We start from the raw sequence: 17,877 nt of genomic DNA, 5'->3' as shown, positions 1-17,877 counted from the left end.
GCCTCCCCTTTTTCAAGCCATACCCGGCGCGGCCGGCAGGTTCAGGCGGGCTCGCAGCACATCTGGTACTGGGGATGACCGGTGAGGGGATCGGCCACCTCCCCCTCGATCACGAAACCGTGGCGACGATAGAAGCGCACCGCCAGATCGTTTTCCACGAACACCCGCGCATGCAGCCGGGCCCCCTTGGATTTGGCCTCCTGCAGCAGGGCATGGCCCACTCCCCGCCCCTGGCGGTCGGGGCGCACGAACAGGGCCGCCAGGTAATCATCCACCAGCGCCATGAAACCGAGCAGCTCGCCGCGCTCCTCGAACACCCAGATGCAGGCGTGATCGAGATAGCGGGTGCGCAGATCTTCCTGGGCCTGCCACCAGCAGGAGGCATCGACAAAGTCGTGGGCCTGCAGGGAGGCCAGCAACCAGATTTCGACGATCTCGTCCATGTCGTCGGACCGACTCGCCCTCAGCATATTGGTATCCTTGTTAACAACCTGAACATCCGCAGTCTAGGGGAGTTTGATGACGGCTTTGGGGACGAATATGACTCCCTGTGAAGTCGATCGCCCTTTATTTAACAAGAATGATTGGCTGATCACAAAGCGCCTCTCTAGTACAATGCCCGCCGGACAATCTATGAGACCGAGGACGCCATGTGGTTTAAAAACCTGCAGATTTATCGCTTTACCCGCCCCTTCGAGCTGACCGTCGAGCAGCTGGAAACCCAGCTGGAAGCCTGTGCCTTCACCCCGTGCGGCAGCCAGGACATCTCCCGGTTCGGGTGGGTCAAGCCCCTTGGCAAATTCGGCTCCACCCTGACCCACTCCGCCGCCGGCCACATTCTCATCTGTGCCCGCAAGGAGGAGAAGATGCTGCCCGGCACCGTGGTCAAGGAGATGCTGGCGGAGAAGGTAGAAGCGATCGAGTTCGAGCAGGGCCGCGCCCTCAAGAAGAAAGAGAAGGAAGCGCTCAAGGAGGAGATCCTCCACACCTTGCTGCCGCGTGCCTTCAGCCGTACCAGCCAGACCTTCGCCTGGATCAATCCGGCCGACAACCTGATGGTGGTGGACGCGGGATCCGCCAAGAAGGCGGATGACCTGCTGGCCCTGCTGCGCAAATCCATCGGCACCCTGCCGGTGGTGCCGGTGGCCCTCAAGAACCCGCCCGAGATCACCATGACCGAGTGGCTGAACGAGGGCAACCTGCCCGCCTCCTTCACCCTGGAGGACGAGGCCGAGCTGCGCAGCGCCATGGAGCACGGCGGCATCATCCGCTGCAAGCAGCAGGATCTGATGACGGACGAGATCAAGAACCACCTGGCCAACGACAAGCTGGTCACCAAGCTGGCCCTCAACTGGGGCGAAACCCTGAGCTTCGTGCTGGGGGACGATCTCTCCATCAAGCGCCTGAAATTCAGCGAAGAGCTGCGCGAGCAGAACGATGACGTCACCAGCGAAGATCCGGCCGCCCGTCTGGATGCCGACTTCGCCCTGGTCACCGCCGAGCTGGCCCAGTTCATCCCGGCCCTGTTTGCCGCCCTGGGCGGTGAAGAGCAGTCCATCTAAGCGACTTGGCTCAGCCTGATTGCAAAAAACCGCCTCCGGGCGGTTTTTTTATGGGCGGGCGCCCGGTGCGACTTGTTGATAGATGAGTAACTTGTTGATCTGATTCAACAACTTGAGTAATTAGCGCCAATCGTGACATAGTCGCCCACTCATGCTCATAAAACAGACAAGGAGAGTGTCATGTTGCGCAAACCACTGGGGCTGGCCATCGCCCTCGCACTGCTGGCCGGCTGCGCCGCTCAGCAGAGCCTGCAAGCGCCCCCTGCCCACACCCTGATCGCGCCGGAGGCCGCCAGCGGCTGGCAGGACAAGCAGGGCTGGCAAGGCCGCGACTTCATGGTGGCCGCAGCCAACCCGCTGGCGGTGGAGGCGGGCTACCAGATGATCCAGGCCGGTGGCAGCGCGGTGGACGCCGCCATCGCGGTGCAGCTGGTGTTGACCCTGGTGGAGCCGCAATCATCCGGCATCGGCGGCGGCTCCCTCATGCTGGTGTGGGATGGTCAGAAAGTCGCGGCGGTGGATGGCCGCGAGACGGCCCCCGCCGCCGCTACCGATCAGCTGTTCATGAAGGATGGCAAGCCGATGGCCTTCTACGACGGCGTGGTGGGCGGGCGCTCGGTGGGCGCCCCAGGCACGGTGCGGGCACTGGCGCTGGCCCACCAGCGTTACGGCAAGCTGCCCTGGGCTGCGCTGTTCGAGCCCGCCATCACCCTCGCGGAGCAGGGATTCGTGATCAGCCCGCGGCTGGCCGCGCTGCTGGCCAAGGACCCCTACCTTGCCAAGGACCCGGACGCGCGGGCCTACTTCTATCAGGCCGACGGCAGCCCCAAAGCGGCGGGCAGCCGACTGACCAACCCGGCGCTGGCCAAGGTACTGCGTACCCTGGCAAGCGAGGGGCCGGACGCCTTCTATCGCGGCCCGCTGGCCGAGGCCATGGTGGCCAAGGTGCACGCCCACCCGACCAACCCCGGGGTGCTGAGCGCGGTCGATCTCGCCAGCTACCGCGCCAGGCTGCGCGACGGCCTCTGCTTTGAGTATCGCCAGAGCCGGGTGTGTGGCTTCCCGGCCCCCTCGTCCGGCACCCTTGCGCTCGGCCAGATCTTCGGCATGCTGGAGAGCCGCGACATGGCGGCCCTCAAACCGGTGCAAGGGGAGCAGGGCCAGCCAGCCGCCTCCGCCGAGGCGATCCACCTCTACAGCGAGGCGGCGCGGCTCGCCTTTGCCGATCGCAACCAGTACGTGGCAGACAGTGACTATGTGGCGGTCCCCGTCAGCGGCCTGCTCGACAAGCACTATCTGGCCCGGCGCGGCGCCCTCATCGGCGAGCGCTCCATGGGCCTGGCCAAAGCGGGCACCCCGCCGCTGGCGCCGGCTCGCGGCCTGGATGCCACCCCGGAGCTCCCCTCCACCAGCCACGTCTCCATCGTCGACAAGGCGGGCATGGCGGTCTCCATGACCAGCTCCATCGAAGACGGCTTCGGCTCGCGGCTGATGGTCAACGGCTACCTGCTCAACAACCAGCTCACTGACTTCTCCTTCACCTCGCTGGACGCTGCCGGGCTGCCGGTGGCCAACCGGGTAGAGCCGGGCAAGCGGCCGCGCTCCTCCATGTCCCCCCTGCTGGTGTTTGACAAGGACAGCGGCGAGCTGGAGATGAGCCTGGGCTCGCCGGGGGGCTCCGCCATCATCAACTACGTGGGCAAGACGTTGCTCGGCACCCAGGATTGGGGGCTCACCCTGCAGCAGGCGATCAATCTGCCCAACTTCGGCAGTCGCAACGGCCCCACCGAGCTGGAGGCGGGTCGTACCCCGGCCGCCGTGGTCGAGATGCTCAAGGCGAAGGGACACGAGGTGGTGCTGAGCGAGCAGACCTCGGGCCTGCAGGGCGTGCAGCGCAACGCAAGCGGCTGGCTGGGCGCCGCCGATCCGCGCCGGGAGGGGATCGCCAAGGGCCAGTGAGCTCGGCTGAATCTGCACTCGGAACCCCACGCAGCGAAGCGGCCAGTTGGCCGCTTTTTTGCTATCTCCCCTCCTCCGGCGGTGACCAGAAAAACCATCATCGATTGATTACTGTTGCCAGCCTGACCGCCAGAGAAGCGCGCTTTCACCTCAAAACAGCCACTTATACAGTTTTAATCGCAAATTAAGTCTTAAATGTGGATAAACATTGTTTTTCTACCAAAAACGTATTATTTTTCAACAGAAACGGCAACTGTTGTCCCCCAGACACACCCTCTGTGCATGCGGCCAGCATCTGTCTCTTTCGCCCCCTGCTCATTGACAGCTGCCCTCTTCGCCCGCGCGGTGATCTGGTAGCCCCCTGACTGCCATTAGCGAGGTGACGACATGGACCACTCCCTTCCCCTGATTACCACACTGGTCGGCGGCTTCGTGCTGGCCTACATCCTCGGCATGTTTGCCCAGCGCCTCAAGATTTCCCCCATGGTGGGTTATCTGGCGGCCGGGGTGATCTCGGGCCCCTTCACCCCGGGTTATGTGGCCGACATGAAGCTGGTGCCCGAGCTGGCGGAGCTGGGGGTGATCCTGCTGATGTTCGGGGTGGGGCTGCACTTCTCCTTCCGCGATCTGATGTCGGTGAAGCGGATCGCCATCCCTGGCGCCATCGCCCAGATCGCCGTCGCCACCTTGCTAGGCATGGGGCTCTCCTCCTTGCTGGGCTGGGATCCGGTCGCCGGCCTGATGTTCGGCCTCGCCCTCTCCACCGCCAGTACCGTGGTGCTGCTGCGGGCGCTGGAGAGCCGCCAGAATCTGGAAACCCTGCAGGGGCGCATCGCCATCGGCTGGCTCATCGTCGAGGATCTGGTGATGGTGCTGGCGCTGGTGATGCTCCCAATCATCGCCGACATCCAGTTCGGCGAACAGACCCTGAGCTGGCAGAGCATAGCGCTGGATCTGGGCTGGACCCTCGGCAAGGTGAGCCTGTTCGTGGCGCTGATGATGGTGGTGGGCAGCCGCTTTATCCCCTGGCTGCTGGCCCATACCGCCAGCACCGGCTCGCGCGAGCTGTTCACCCTGGCGGTGCTGACCTGCTCGCTCGGCATCGCCTTCGGTGCGGTCAAGCTGTTCGGCGTCTCCTTCGCCCTCGGCGCCTTCTTCACCGGCATCGTCATGAACCGCTCCGAACTGAGCCACCGCGCCGCCAACAACACCCTGCCGCTGCAGGACGCCTTCGCCGTGCTGTTCTTCGTCTCGGTGGGCATGCTGTTCAACCCGGCGGTGCTGCTGACCGAGCCGCTGGCGGTGCTGGCCACCCTGTTCATCATCATGTTCGGCAAGTCGGCGGCGGCTTACGCCATCGTGCGGCTGTTCCGCTACAGCCGGCGCACCGCCCTCACCATCTCCGCCAGCCTGGCCCAGATCGGCGAGTTCTCCTTCATCCTCATCGGGCTGGCCATCGTGCTCAAGCTGGTGCCGGAAGGGGCTCGCGACCTGATCCTGGTAGGCGCCAGCCTTTCCATCATGCTCAACCCGCTGGTGTTCAACGCCGTCGAGCGCTACCTGGAGAAACACCCGGACGCCGACAACGCCAAGGTGCTGGCCGAGTGCAAGTGCCCGGCGGTGGAGATGAAGGCCCACACCATACTGGTGGGCTATGGCCGGGTCGGCCGCCTGCTGGTGAGCGGCCTGCAGCAGGCCGGACGCGAGCTGGTGGTGATCGAGCAGGATCCGCACCGGCTGGAGAGCCTGCGCCAGGCCGACATTCCCCACGTCAACGGCAACGTGGCCGATGACGAGGTGCTGTGCCGCGCCGCCATCACCGACGCCAGCTGGCTGCTGGTAGCCATTCCCAACAGCTTCGAGGCCGGCGAGGCCATCGCCCAGGCCAAGCTCATCAACCCGGCGATCCGGGTGATCGCCCGCGCCCACAGCGACGACGAGGTGAGCTTCCTCACCAAGCAGGGGGCGGACAAGGTGATCATGGGCGAGCGGGAGATAGCCCTCGGCATGCTGGCCCAGGCCACCGCATAAACTGCCATCCAGTGAACCTGAGGGGCCTTGGCCCCTCTTTTTTATGCCCCTTTCTCCACCCGCGCTTTGAGGTACTAACACCCCTCCCCACCCATTCCCGCCGGCGTTTCACGGCGATATGGCACAATTTGACTCCCTTTGTCAGCCCCCCAGGTCAGGGCCGCACGCCGCCTCTGCGGCGGGCGCGCTGCGCAGCTTCCCCTCGCCAGCACAAAGCTCCAGCGGTTACCCCCAGCGGGGCGCAGTAGACAGCAGATCCTGCAGCGGCCCCCACCGGACGGGGGTAGGGTCGCGCCAGATGGGCAAATTCGCCGGTCAGCCACCTTGGCTAGACTGGGCCAGTCGTCTTATGACACCCACTTGGCACACATGCCTGCAACCCATTCTGGAAGGATCCGCTATGAAACCCTTGTTGACCGCCCTCTTGCTTCCCCTGCTGCCCCTCGCCGTACAGGCCGCCGAGCCCGTCTGGATCACGGTCGGTGCCGACAGCGGCGTCGAACTCAAGCAGGTCAAGGCCAAGCTGGCCCCCCTGTTCAGCGCCAGCGGCGCCCCGATCCAGCTGGCCCAGGTCGAGGCGAGCGAGCTTGGCACCCTCTCCCACCTGATGCACGAAGGGCACCAGCGCTGCGGCGGCTATGTGGTGCACAGCACCCTGGCCGACGCCCTGCAGAGCATGGCCCAGCCCATCAGCCAGAACCTGTTCAGCGCCCCGCCGCTGACCCAGGGGGCCAGCGTCAACCGGCTGCTGCCCTATCTGGATCAGGGCAACATAGTCGGCACCATCAGCCAGCTCGCCAGCTGGCGCAACCGTTACTACACCACCACCACAGGGGTGCAGTCGGCGGACTGGGTGGCCGGCCAGTGGCAGACCCTGAGCGCGACCCTGCCCTGGGCCAGCGTCAGCCGGGTCAAGCACAGCGGCTACCCGCAGCAATCCGTGGTGCTGACCCTCAAGGGCAGCCGCTACCCGGACGAAGTGGTGGTGCTCGGCGGTCACCTCGACTCCACCGCGGGCTCGGCCCCCAACAGCCGCACCCTGGCCCCCGGCGCCGATGACGATGCCTCCGGCATCGCTACCCTGACCGAGGTGCTGCGGGTCATCGCCGAGCAGGGCCGCCAGCCGGAGCGCACCCTGCAGTTCATCGGCTATGCGGCGGAAGAGGTGGGGCTGCGCGGCTCCAAGGACATCGCCACCCGCTACAAGGCGGCCAATACCAAGGTGCTGGCGGCGCTGCAGCTGGACATGACCAACTACCAGGGGTCGGCGGAAGATATCGTCTTCATGACCGACTACACCGACCAGGGGCTGACCGGCTATCTGGCCCAGCTGCTCGACGCCTATCTGCCCCAGATCCGCTATGGCTATGACAGTTGCGGTTACGGCTGCTCGGATCACGCCTCCTGGCACAATCAGGGCTACCCGGCCGCCATGCCGTTCGAGTCGCGCTTCAACGACTACAACCCCAACATCCACACCGCCCAGGACACCTTGCAGAACTCGGATCCCTCGGCTGCCCACGCCCTCAAGTTCGCCCAGCTGGCCACCAGCTTCGCCATCGAGATGGGCAAGATAAACTGAGCCGCCAAGGCGAGGTGACGCACCCAAAACAAGAGGGAGGCCAAGCCTCCCTCTTTCGTCTCTGCATCTGCCGCTCAGGGCTGTCGATGTATCCCGTCAAGCAGGGTATTGGGGTGCGGCCAGCCTTGCTGCGCGCGGGCCGTGGCGGCCTGGGCCTGGTGCATTTCAAGACGCTCGAACGCGCGCAGCGCGCCATCTAGGGGAGCAGGATCCGCCGGCCAGCAGCTGGCGGGCAGCGCCTGCACGCCCAGCAGGGCAACGGACAACAGCAACAGATAAGGGGCCATCTTGCGACACTCTTTGCGGCACTGCGGTGGCAGCAGAGTGTCTATTCTTGTCGAGGACCGATGACGGCTTGATGACGGGACGGGATCGTCATTTTACAACATCTGACGAGGCGGGCCGGCGCCGAGATACATATGGCGACATTTATGCCAAATCTGCGCGGACCAGTTAATTTATGCCCTAAAAAGTAGCCAAGAGGAAAACGTTATCCCTGAAAAGAAAACGTTATCTGGTCAAAACGTTGTTTCTGGATCATAAAAAGTATCCAAAAACTGGTGTATATTGCACGGCGGAAACTCCTTAACCATGAAGACTGACATGAAAAAGACCAAAATCGTCTGCACCATCGGTCCCAAGACCGAATCCAAAGAAATGCTGGCCAAGATGCTGGACGCCGGCATGAACGTCATGCGCCTGAACTTCTCCCACGGCGACTACGCCGAGCACGGTGGTCGCATCAGCAACCTGCGCGCTGTCATGGCCGAAACCGGCAAGCACGCAGCCATTCTGCTGGACACCAAGGGTCCGGAAATCCGTACCATCAAGCTGGAAGGCGGCAACGACGTTGCCCTGGTCGCTGGCCAGACCTTCACCTTCACCACCGACCAGACCGTGGTTGGCAACAAAGACAAAGTCGCCGTGACCTATGCCGGTTTTGCCAACGACCTGCGCGTCGGCAACCGCATCCTGGTTGACGATGGCCTGATCGGTCTGGACGTCATCGAGATCACCGAGCGCGAAGTCATCTGTAAAGTACTGAACAACGGCGATCTGGGCGAGAACAAGGGCATCAACCTGCCGGGCGTCTCCATCAAGCTGCCGGCCCTGGCCGAGAAAGACAAGCGCGACCTGATCTTCGGTTGCGAGCAAGGCGTTGATTTCGTTGCCGCTTCCTTCATTCGCAAGAAAGAAGACGTACTGGAAATCCGTGAGCACCTGAAAGCCCACGGTGGCGAGAACATCCAGATCATCTCCAAGATCGAAAACCAGGAAGGCCTGGACAACTTCGACGAGATCCTGGCTGTCTCCGACGGCATCATGGTTGCCCGCGGCGACATGGGTGTCGAAATTCCGGTTGAAGAAGTTATCTTCGCCCAGAAGATGATCATCGAGAAATGCAACAAAGCCCGCAAAGTGGTCATCACCGCCACCCAGATGCTGGACTCCATGATCAAGAACCCGCGTCCGACCCGCGCCGAAGCCGGCGACGTGGCCAACGCCATCCTGGACGGTACCGACGCAGTCATGCTGTCCGGTGAGTCCGCCAAGGGCAAATACCCGCTGGAAGCCGTGACCATCATGGCCACCATCTGCGAGCGTACCGATGCCGTGATGCCGTCCAACCTGTCTGCTGCCAACGACAGCAACAAGCTGCGCATCACCGAAGCCGTATGTAAAGGCGCGGTAGAGACCTCCGAGAAGCTGGACGCCCCGCTGATCGTGGTTGCCACCGAAGGCGGCAAGTCTGCCAAGGCCATCCGCAAGTACTTCCCGAAAGCCTGGATCCTGGCCATCACCACCAACAAGAAGACCGCTGCCCAGCTGGTACTGACCAAGGGTGTGGTTGCTCACGTGGTTGACAGCATCGCCTCCACCGACGATTTCTATCGCATCGGTAAAGAAGCGGCGCTGGCCAGCGGCATGGGTCTGAAGGGTGACGTGGTTGTCATGGTCTCCGGTGCCCTGGTACCGAGCGGCACCACCAACACCGCTTCTGTTCACGTTCTTTAATTGGAACTGAACAAGCTGAAAACGGCGCCTGCGGGCGCCGTTTTTTTTATCTGCCCCCCTGCTGCCCATTCCTGCCCGGTGTTAGAATCCACGCGGATTTAATCCAAGTGGGAAAATTCCCAAATATCGCGTAATAACCCGGAAGTTTTATGCTCTCAACACGCTTCAAAAGAGCCTCGGCCACCCTGTTGCCGCTGCTCTGCTTACTCGTCAGCCTCTGCGCCCCGCAGGCCATGGCGCAGGATGTGCCCTCACGTGCCAGTGTGCAGCGGGCGCTCGATGCCCTTGGCAAGTCTGATACCCTCACCGTCAGCCAGCAGGCCGACCAGAAATTCCTGACCGACACCCTCACCCTGCTCGACAGCATCGAGAAGGAGAAGAGCAAGGCCAAGAGCCAGAGCGAGCGCATCCGCTCCCTGCCGGCCGAGCTCAGGGACATCAGCGCCAAGCTCGATGCCCTGACCCAGAACAAGAGTGCCGAGCAGATCAAGAGTGAATACGCCAGCATGAGTCTGAGCGAGCTGGAGAGTCGCCAGCCCGACGTCATGGCCAACATGCAGGATGCACAGGAAACCCTCGGCACCATCGGCAGCCAGATCACCAGCCTGCAAACCCTGCCGGAGCGGGCTCAGGCCCTGATGAGCCGCGCCTATCAACGCAGCCAGGATATCCGTACACGCCTCAATGCCGGTGACGGGGTGAGCGGTGCCGAGAAGATGAAGCTGGGCGCCGAGCTGGCCTTGCAGGAACTGCAACTGGCCAACCTGCAACAGCAGTTGGACAACCGCACCAGCATGCAGGATCTGGCGGTCAAGCAGCGCGACTACCAGAGCGCCCGCCTCGCGAGCGAAGAGCAGAAGCTGCAACTGCTGCAAGAGCAGAGCAGTGCCAAGCGCCTCGGTGACACTGAAAAGACCGCCGAGCAGACCGGCGAGCTGGTCGCCGCAGATGACAACCCGCTGGTACAAAAAGAGCAGGAGCTCAACCATCAGCTCAGCCAGCAGCTGGTCAGCGCCACCACCAACCTCAACTCGCTGGTGCAGAAGAACCTGCAGGCCAAGAGCTGGCTGGAGCGCGGCACCCAGACCGAGCGCAACCTCAACGAACAGGTGCAGATGCTCAAAGGCAACCTGCTGCTGTCACGCATTCTCTACCAGCTCTACCAGCAGCTGGAGTCGTCGCCTTCCACGCTGGTGAAGAACCTGGAAGAGCAGATCGCCGACCTGCACCTGGCCCAGTTCGAGCTGAGCCAGCAGCGCGACCAGCTGTTCCAGAAGACCCAGTATCTGGACAACCTGATCGCGAGCAGCAGCGAGCCGGTGAGCGAGGAGGACAGAGCCAGCCTCTCCAAGCTGCTCGACACCCGCATCAGCCTGCTCGACCAGCTCAACCGCCAGCTGGATGCCCAGCTGACCAACGCCATCAGCCTGCAACTGACCCAGCAGCAGCTGGCACGGATCTACTCCTCCATCGAATTTACCCTGCAGCAGCACATCTTCTGGGTGAGCAGCAACAAGCCCATCGACGGCAAGTGGTTCATCAGCTGGCCGGCCCAGGCCTACAAGCAGGCCTCCGACTGGGTGCTGAAACCGGACTGGAGCGGCTGGGGTGAAACCTTGCTGCCGATCACCCTGCTGGCCCTGCCGCTGCTGCTGGTGGGCGGTCTGCTGATCTGGAAGCGCCCGGCGCTGGTGGAGCGGCAGAAGAAGATCACCAAGGATCTGGGGCGTTTTCGCCAGGACAGCCAGTGGCACACCCCGCGTGCCCTGCTGTTTACCGTGCTGCAGCGCCTGCCGGGCAGCCTGTTCATCCTGGCTGCCGGCCTGCTGCTGACTGACTGTGGTCTGCTCAGCTCCAGGCTGATTTTCCAGATCACCCTCAACCTGGCGCTCGGTTACCTGGTGTTCAGCGTCTATCTGGCGGTGATGCGGCCGGGCGGCATTGCCGAGACCCATTTCCGCATGCCGAGAGCCGAGCTGCAGGCCAAGCGCACCAGCATGCGCTACCTGTGGGTGCCCTTGCTGCCGCTCATCATGCTGTCGACCAAGGCGGTGGTAGAACCCTCGTCGCTGGGCAATGACGTGGTGGGTCAAGCGCTGACCCTGGCCCTGCTGGGGCTGGCCGCCTACCTGGTGTTCCCCATCTCCCGCGCCCGCATCAAGGGCGAGGCGAGCATGCAGCAGTCCATCACCGCCATCGCCCTGGCGCTGGCACCGGTGGCGCTGATAGTGCTGGTGGGACTGGGCTACTACTACACCGCCCTCAAGCTGACCGGCCGGCTGATCGAATCCTTCTACCTCATCATCATCTGGAGCCTGGTCTACCGCACCGCCCTGCGCGGGCTGGAGCTGGCGGCCCGCCGTCTGGCCTATCGCCGTGCGGTGGCCAAGCGCGAGCACAAGGCCCAGGAGGATGCGGAAGGGGGTGAATCCATCGAAGAGCAGCCCATGGATCTGGAGGATGTCAGCCAGCAGTCCCTGCGTCTGACCCGCACCGTGCTGCTGCTGGTGTTCGGTGTCGCCTTCTACTGGCTCTGGTCCGATCTGGTGGCGGTCTTCTCCTACCTCGACAGCATGGTGCTCTGGCACCGCACTGAAGGGACAGGGGCCAATGCGGTGCTCTTCCCGATCAGCCTGAGCGACGTACTGATAGGCTTCCTGCTGCTGGGCGGCGCCTGGTCGCTGGCCCGCAACCTGCCGGGTCTGCTGGAGGTGTTGGTGCTCTCCAAGCTGAACCTGGCCCAGGGCACGGCCTACGCCATCACCACCATGCTCAACTATGTGCTGATCGGGGTCGGCTCGCTGACTGCCCTCTCCATGATGGGGGTGCAGTGGGACAAGCTGCAGTGGGTCGCCGGTGGTCTGTCGGTCGGTATCGGTTTCGGCATGAAGGAGATCCTCTCCAACTTCGTTTCCGGCATCATCATCCTGTTCGAGCGTCCGGTGCGGATCGGTGACACCGTCACCATAGGCTCCTTCTCCGGCACCGTCTCGCGGATCCGTATTCGCGCCACCACCCTGACCGACTTCGACCGCAAGGAGGTGATCATCCCCAACCAGCAACTGATGACCGAGCGGCTGATCAACTGGTCGCTGAGCGACACCGTCACCCGCGTCATCGTGCGGGTGGGGGTGGCCTACGGTTCGGATCTGGAGCTGACCCGTACCCTGCTGAAACAGGCGGCGGACGACAACAGCCGCGTCTTGAAAGACCCGGCTCCCATCGTCTACTTCCTCACCTTCGGCCCCAGCACCCTGGATCACGAGCTGCGCTTCTTCGTGAGCGAGCTCGGCGATCGCAACCCGGCGGTGGACGAGCTGAACCGCAAGATAGACCAGCTGTTCCGCGAAAACGGCATCGAGATCGCGTTCAACCAGATGGACGTCTACATCAAGAACATGAAGGACGAAGAGCAGAAGGTGGAGTCCGACTCCGCCCAGCCTCCCGCCCTGCCGGGTGCCCAGCCTGTCTAAGGCAGCACGCCATGCCAATAGAAGGCCCCGCAAGGGGCCTTTTTTATGGTCGGTGGCCAGCCATCTGAGCTGGTTTTGTGACACGCTGGCCAGAATGGGACGCCGTTTGCCGCTAGCCTGAAGCGCTTACCTCCCCCAGTGAGGGGGTCTGCCAATCCGGGCCGGCCGCGATACACTGAGGGGCCAACCCCCACATTTGCCAAGGTGCGCCAATGAGTTCCCAACCCTCTCTGCTCTCTTTTCTCGGCTCCCCCCTGCTCGGGGTGGCTGCCACCTATGTCGACCCCGCCAGCAAGGAGACCGGCGTCTACATCTGCGGGGTCGAGATCCAGGCCGGCGACGAGCTGCTGCTGAGCTTCCCCAAGGGGCACCAGCTGGCGGTGGGGGAGAAGATCACCCTGCATCTGGACAACCGCACCGGGGTCGACGAGTACGATGCCTCCTTGAGCGTCTACCGCGTCTCCTACAAGGGGGTAATAACACGCACCGCCCCGGACAAGGTGCAAGTCACCCCGCTGCAGTTCGAGCTCTGGTACGGCAACCGGGTGGTCTATGGCTTCGCCCGGCCGGACTATCAACATCCGGCCGATGAACGCTCCGCTCGCGAGCTGCCGGTCACCCCGCTCACCGGCCTGCCGGTGCCTGACCTGCGCGAAGTGGAGAACAAGATCGGGGTGCTGGTGACCCGGGCCCAGTCCCAGCCACACACCACTGTGCTGGCGTTTCTCTCCTCCGATGAGGACGACATCTTCTTCATCACCTTCCCCGAGACCTTCAAGTCGCAGCTGCTCAAGCGCGACGGCCGCTGCCACTTCGCCATCGACTCGCGGGCAGTGTTCACCTACACCCGCGCCATCGAGTGGAACTACACCATCATCGCCGCCGATGCCTACCAGATCCCGCAGGATCATCCGCTGTTCGAGCCCATCCGCGCCGCCTTCGTGCAGAAGAATCCGTGGGAAGTGGGCTTCTTCAGCCACCCGCAGGTGGAGCTCTACCACCTCAAGGCCCGTCAGGTGGTCTGCCCGGGGCGGGCAAAAGAGTAGGCCAGAACGGGCCCGAAAGAGGATAAGATGACCGCCGTTGCCCATGACAAGGAGTAGAGAGCAGATGCAGCAGGTCGTTTATGTGGCGAGCCCCGCCAGCCAGCAGATCCACGTGTTCGCCCTGGCCGGGAGCGGAGAGCTCGCGCCATTGCAGGTGGTCGACACCCCGGGCCAGGTCCAGCCGCTGGTGATCAGCCCGGACGGGCACTGGCTCCATGCCGCCGTGCGGCCCGATTTTGCGCTCATCAGCTACCGGATTGGCGTGGATGGCCGGCTCAGCGAGCCGAGCTCGGCGCCGCTGGCGGGCAGCGCCTCCCACACCGCCATCTCGGCCGACGGCCGCTTCCTGCTGGCGGCCTCCTATGCCTTCAATCATGTCACCGTCTCCGCCATCGGCAGCACAGGTCGGGCAGCGCCGCCCCATCAGCAGCTCGATGGCTTGCAGGCCGCCCACTCGGTCACCCTGCTGGCCACAGATAATCAGGGCGAGCAGGAGGTGCTGGTCGCCTGCCTCAAGGAGGACCGTATCCGCCGCTTTGTGCTCTGCCGGGAGGGTCGGCTGCGCCCCCATCCGCTGGGGGATCTGCAGACCGCCAGCCGCGCCGGCCCGCGCCATCTGGCGCTGCACCCAAGCAATGGCGACCTCTACTGCCTGAACGAGCTCGACTGCACCATCAACCGCTATCGGCGCAGCACCGACGGCGACATCACACTGTGCCAGAGCCTGGAAATGCTGCCCGCCGGTTATCAGGGGGAGTACTGGGGCGCGGATCTGCACGTGACGCCGGATGGGCGCTTTCTCTACAGCAGCGAGCGGGCCAGCAGCCTGCTGACCCAGTTCGCCATTGCGCCGGATGGCGAGCTCGGGGTGGTCGGCCACTTCCCCACCGAAACCATGCCACGCGGCTTTGCCATCGACGGGCAGGGCCGCTGGCTGCTGGCGGCGGGGCAAGCCTCCCACCAGCTGGCGCTGCACCGCATCGATCCGGTCAGCGGCGCCCCCACCCTGCAGGCACGCCAGCCGGTGGGCGAAGGGGCCATGTGGGTGCGGGTATTGACGCTGGCGCCCTGAGCTCTGAGCACTCGCACCGACAAAACAGAGAGGCCACCCTGGGGTGGCCTCTCTTTCATCATCTCAATGCAAGTCAACGCAGGGATTTAATCCTTGGCGCTCTCCATGGCACCCTCTTCGGAGTGCTGGGGCAGGATGAGGTTGAGCAGGATGGCGGCCACCGAGGCCAGACCCACGCCCGCCAGGGCGAAGTCACCGATCTTCATCTCCAGTGCACCGACACCCACGGTCAGGGTCACGGCCACGATGGCGATGTTGCGCGACAGCCCCAGATCCACCTTGGACTCCACCAGCGTCTTGAGACCGATGGCAGCGATGGATCCGAACAGCAGCAGCATGATGCCGCCCATCACCGGCATCGGGATGGAGGTGAGCAGGGCGTTGAACTTGCCGAAGAAGGCCAGAATGATGGCAAACACCGCGGCCCAGGTCATGGTGACCGGGTTGAAGTTGCGAGTGATCATCACGGCGCCGGTCACTTCGGCATAGGTGGTGACGGGGGGGCCACCGATAAACCCGGCGAAGCAGACGCCGATGCCGTCACCGGCCAGGGTACGGTGCAGACCCGGGTTCTTGGTGTAATCCTTGCCCGTCACGCCACCGATGGCCAGCACGCCGCCGATGTGCTCGATACAGGGGGCGATGGCCACCGGCAGCATGAACAGCGCCGCAGCCCAGTTGATCTCGGGGGTCACGAAGTGGGGCAGCGCCAACCAGGGGGCGTTCACCATGCCATCGAAGCTCACCTGACCCATCAGCACGGCGGCCACATAACCGGCGATGACGCCGGAGAGGATGGGGATGAGCTTGATCCAGCCCTTGCAGAACACCGCCGCAATCAGGGTCACCGCCAGCGAGATGCCGGCCAGGGTCAGCGCAACCGAGGCTGGCACGACCTGCTCACCGCCGGCGCGGCCCATCGCCATGTTGCAGGCCACCTGGGCGACCGACAGACCGATCACCATGATCACCGGACCAATCACCACCGGCGGCAGCAGCTTGTGCACGAAGCCCAGCCCACGCACGCGAATGAGCGCGGCCAGGATGAAGTACATGAAACCGGCGGCAAACAGACCGAACATGGTGGAGGGCAGGCCCCAGGTCTGGGTGGCGTAAATGATGGGGGCGATGAAGGCAAAGCTGGAACCGAGGAAAATCGGGACCTGGCGGCGGGTGCAGAGCTGGAACAGCAGGGTGCCCACACCGGCGCCAAGCAGGGCCATGGAGGGGTTCAGTCCGGTGAGCAGGGGCACCAGAACCATGGCACCGAAGGCGACAAACAGGATTTGCAGCCCGGCGACACTTTGCTTGACTAAGGAAAACATGGATGTCCTTAATTTTTTGATAACTGACAGGGATATTTGACACTTTTCAGTTATCACAAGACTTTTTCAAGGCACTGAATGAGCCATTCGGCGTCATTTGTTGCCTCTTACTGCTTGGGGAGGGCATGAAACTGGCTTTTTAGGCGGGATTCGTTGCTACAAGCATCGAGGAAGCGATTTTACGCACTTTTATGGCCGACGCCAATCGTTTTTCCACGCTGTTTTGTTGTCAGGTGTTGCCCCTGCCCCACCACCGGCCCCCTCTATACTTGATGGCGTTAACCCAGCCGGACAAGGAGTCCCCCATGTCACTGCCCGCTTTCAAGCCCAGCCAGCGTCGACTGCTGGTGGGCTCGGCCATCGCCCTGGCCCTGTTTGCCACCCCGCTGAGCTATGACTTCAGCCACCATCAATGGCAGCTGAATCAGGCCTATGCCAAGTCCTGTTTCGTGGCCGGCACCCGCATCCAGATGGCCGATGGGGAGGAGCGTCCCATCGAGACCCTGCAGGTCGGTGAGCGGGTGCGGGATCAATATGGCCACAGCAACCGGATCCTGGCGATCGAGCGGGTACCGCTGGGAGAGCGCAGACTATACGGGCTCAACCGGCTGGCCCCCTTCTTCACCGCCGAACACCCCTTGCTGACCACCCGCGGCTGGGCGGCCATCGCCCCGGCCATGACCCGCACCGAAAACCCGACCCTCGCCGTGTTGCCGCTCTTTACCGGCATGCATCTGCTGGGTTGGTCGGAGCACGGCAGCGCAGGCAACCTGGCGCTGGCCCCTCACCCCACCCCGCTACTGGTGGAGTCCCTCTGCTGGCTGGATGCCCCGCCCACCACCGCACTGTTCAACCTGATCCTGGATGGCAGCCACAGCTATGTCGCCAATGGGCTGATCGTTCACAACAAGGATGGCGATGGCAGTGGCGGCGGCAGTGGAAACGGTGGAGGAGGAAGCAGCGGCGGAGGCGGTAGCAGTAGTGGAGGCAGTGACAGCGATGGCGGCAGCAGCAGTGGTGGAAGCAGTCACGATGGCGGCAGCGACAGCAGCCATGGCGGTGACGACCACGGCGGTGGGGAACATGCCGGCGGCGAACAGCATGCAGGAGGTGATCGGCATGCCGGTGGTGAGCAGCATGGCGGAGGAGACCGCCACGCCGGCGGCGATCGTCACGGTGGTGGGCGTGGCTTCGGCAATGGCCTCGATGACAACGGGGTCGATGCCGTCGACGCCAATGGCAACGAGATCCGGGGCGATGGCACGGTCGACGACAACGGGATAGATGCCGTCGATGCCAGCGGCAACGAAATCCGGGGCGATGGCACGATAGACGATCGCGGCCAGACCCTGACTGATGCGCAGGAGCAAGCGCTGATCCAGCAAGGGTTCAACAGCAAGGTGCAACCATGAGCCGTTATCTGCTGATCTGCCTGGCGCTGTGGTTGTCCGGCTGTGCCACCCAGCCAGCCGCCCCGCTCTATCACCAGATGGACAAGCAGGACGTGGCGCTGGCCAATCAGGCGCTGGCCGAGGCGCTGCAAACCCGTCCCAAGGGCCAGAGCCTCACCTGGTTCAACTCCGCCAACCGCCACTCGGGCAGCGTCACGCCACTGCGCACCTTTCGTCACTCCAACGGCCTCTGGTGCCGCGACTACCGCGAGCAGCTCTACATAGGCCAGACCAGCCAGCAGTGGCAGGACACCGCCTGCCGCAGCAAGGCGGGGCTCTGGCTGCCGCTGCGCAGCTGACAGCTCAGGTAACAAAAAAGGAGGGTGGCCATGGCCACCCTTCTTCTATTGCAAGTGCAAG

Annotated in this window: 13 protein-coding genes; 10 read left to right on the top strand and 3 right to left on the bottom strand. The window is 63.6% G+C overall.

Annotated features, from left to right (window positions below; genetic code table 11):
- Positions 1 to 41 precede the first annotated feature (41 nt).
- Positions 42 to 470 (bottom strand): GNAT family N-acetyltransferase, encoded by a 429-nt coding sequence (locus OKC29_RS19175; RefSeq protein WP_073351117.1) that lies wholly within the window; start codon positions 468 to 470, stop codon positions 42 to 44.
- A 180-nt stretch (positions 471 to 650) separates the two neighbouring features.
- Here OKC29_RS19175 and rdgC point away from each other — a divergent pair, with 180 nt between their 5' ends.
- From rdgC to OKC29_RS19155, 4 genes are all read left to right on the top strand, one after another.
- Entirely contained in the window at positions 651 to 1,562 is a 912-nt protein-coding gene (gene rdgC, locus OKC29_RS19170) for a recombination-associated protein RdgC (protein ID WP_011706841.1), read from the top strand.
- Between the two features lie 180 nt (positions 1,563 to 1,742).
- Entirely contained in the window at positions 1,743 to 3,521 is a 1,779-nt protein-coding gene (gene ggt / locus OKC29_RS19165) for a gamma-glutamyltransferase (RefSeq protein WP_073351119.1), read from the top strand.
- A 387-nt stretch (positions 3,522 to 3,908) separates the two neighbouring features.
- Entirely contained in the window at positions 3,909 to 5,552 is a 1,644-nt protein-coding gene (gene ybaL / locus OKC29_RS19160) for a YbaL family putative K(+) efflux transporter (RefSeq protein WP_017409102.1), read from the top strand.
- Positions 5,553 to 5,952: 400 nt separating this feature from the next.
- The gene (locus OKC29_RS19155; RefSeq protein ID WP_073351121.1) at positions 5,953 to 7,134 is read left to right on the top strand and encodes a M28 family metallopeptidase; all 1,182 of its coding nucleotides are present in this window, start codon (positions 5,953 to 5,955) and stop codon (positions 7,132 to 7,134) included.
- 74 nt (positions 7,135 to 7,208) lie between these two features.
- On the opposite strand, the gene OKC29_RS19150 is transcribed toward OKC29_RS19155, so the two are convergent.
- A complete protein-coding gene (locus OKC29_RS19150) occupies positions 7,209 to 7,421 on the bottom strand; it encodes a hypothetical protein (protein WP_073351122.1) in 213 nt (70 codons plus the stop codon).
- A gap of 316 nt (positions 7,422 to 7,737) precedes the next feature.
- Here OKC29_RS19150 and pykF point away from each other — a divergent pair, with 316 nt between their 5' ends.
- The 4 genes from pykF (at position 7,738) to pgl (ending at position 14,741) form a co-directional block, all read left to right on the top strand.
- A complete protein-coding gene (gene pykF / locus OKC29_RS19145) occupies positions 7,738 to 9,150 on the top strand; it encodes a pyruvate kinase PykF (protein WP_010633307.1) in 1,413 nt (470 codons plus the stop codon).
- 149 nt (positions 9,151 to 9,299) lie between these two features.
- Positions 9,300 to 12,623, top strand: coding sequence for a mechanosensitive channel MscK (gene mscK, locus OKC29_RS19140; RefSeq protein WP_073351125.1), 3,324 nt, complete (start codon positions 9,300 to 9,302; stop codon positions 12,621 to 12,623).
- A 212-nt stretch (positions 12,624 to 12,835) separates the two neighbouring features.
- Positions 12,836 to 13,669 carry a hypothetical protein gene (locus OKC29_RS19135; RefSeq protein ID WP_049047386.1) on the top strand — a complete coding sequence of 278 codons (834 nt, stop codon included), beginning with the start codon at positions 12,836 to 12,838 and terminating at the stop codon, positions 13,667 to 13,669.
- A 64-nt stretch (positions 13,670 to 13,733) separates the two neighbouring features.
- Positions 13,734 to 14,741 (top strand): 6-phosphogluconolactonase, encoded by a 1,008-nt coding sequence (gene pgl, locus OKC29_RS19130; protein ID WP_073351127.1) that lies wholly within the window; start codon positions 13,734 to 13,736, stop codon positions 14,739 to 14,741.
- An 86-nt stretch (positions 14,742 to 14,827) separates the two neighbouring features.
- Here pgl and OKC29_RS19125 read toward each other — a convergent pair whose 3' ends face one another.
- The gene (locus OKC29_RS19125; RefSeq protein ID WP_049047388.1) at positions 14,828 to 16,066 is read right to left on the bottom strand and encodes a uracil-xanthine permease family protein; all 1,239 of its coding nucleotides are present in this window, start codon (positions 16,064 to 16,066) and stop codon (positions 14,828 to 14,830) included.
- Between the two features lie 305 nt (positions 16,067 to 16,371).
- Here OKC29_RS19125 and OKC29_RS19120 point away from each other — a divergent pair, with 305 nt between their 5' ends.
- Together OKC29_RS19120 and OKC29_RS19115 are read left to right on the top strand one after the other, a co-directional pair.
- Entirely contained in the window at positions 16,372 to 17,478 is a 1,107-nt protein-coding gene (locus OKC29_RS19120) for a hypothetical protein (protein WP_073351131.1), read from the top strand.
- Positions 17,475 to 17,816, top strand: a complete 342-nt coding sequence (locus OKC29_RS19115; RefSeq protein ID WP_073351133.1) for an RT0821/Lpp0805 family surface protein — start codon at positions 17,475 to 17,477, stop codon at positions 17,814 to 17,816. Before OKC29_RS19120 ends, OKC29_RS19115 begins: the two co-directional genes overlap by 4 nt.
- The last annotated feature ends 61 nt before the right edge of the window (positions 17,817 to 17,877 follow it).

The sequence above is a fragment of the Aeromonas sp. QDB34 genome, from assembly GCF_027705405.1.
In the GTDB taxonomy this organism is placed as follows: domain Bacteria; phylum Pseudomonadota; class Gammaproteobacteria; order Enterobacterales; family Aeromonadaceae; genus Aeromonas; species Aeromonas hydrophila.
The sequence above is the reverse complement of the archived record's forward strand: the minus strand, read 5'-3'. Positions and strand labels throughout refer to the sequence as shown.

Coding starts and splice junctions, on each gene's coding strand:
- OKC29_RS19175 (WP_073351117.1), bottom strand. CDS start 470: ATGCTGAGGGCGAGTCGGTCCGACGACATGGACGAGATCGTCGAAATC.
- rdgC (WP_011706841.1), top strand. CDS start 651: ATGTGGTTTAAAAACCTGCAGATTTATCGCTTTACCCGCCCCTTCGAG.
- ggt (WP_073351119.1), top strand. CDS start 1,743: ATGTTGCGCAAACCACTGGGGCTGGCCATCGCCCTCGCACTGCTGGCC.
- ybaL (WP_017409102.1), top strand. CDS start 3,909: ATGGACCACTCCCTTCCCCTGATTACCACACTGGTCGGCGGCTTCGTG.
- OKC29_RS19155 (WP_073351121.1), top strand. CDS start 5,953: ATGAAACCCTTGTTGACCGCCCTCTTGCTTCCCCTGCTGCCCCTCGCC.
- OKC29_RS19150 (WP_073351122.1), bottom strand. CDS start 7,421: ATGGCCCCTTATCTGTTGCTGTTGTCCGTTGCCCTGCTGGGCGTGCAG.
- pykF (WP_010633307.1), top strand. CDS start 7,738: ATGAAAAAGACCAAAATCGTCTGCACCATCGGTCCCAAGACCGAATCC.
- mscK (WP_073351125.1), top strand. CDS start 9,300: ATGCTCTCAACACGCTTCAAAAGAGCCTCGGCCACCCTGTTGCCGCTG.
- OKC29_RS19135 (WP_049047386.1), top strand. CDS start 12,836: ATGAGTTCCCAACCCTCTCTGCTCTCTTTTCTCGGCTCCCCCCTGCTC.
- pgl (WP_073351127.1), top strand. CDS start 13,734: ATGCAGCAGGTCGTTTATGTGGCGAGCCCCGCCAGCCAGCAGATCCAC.
- OKC29_RS19125 (WP_049047388.1), bottom strand. CDS start 16,066: ATGTTTTCCTTAGTCAAGCAAAGTGTCGCCGGGCTGCAAATCCTGTTT.
- OKC29_RS19120 (WP_073351131.1), top strand. CDS start 16,372: ATGTCACTGCCCGCTTTCAAGCCCAGCCAGCGTCGACTGCTGGTGGGC.
- OKC29_RS19115 (WP_073351133.1), top strand. CDS start 17,475: ATGAGCCGTTATCTGCTGATCTGCCTGGCGCTGTGGTTGTCCGGCTGT.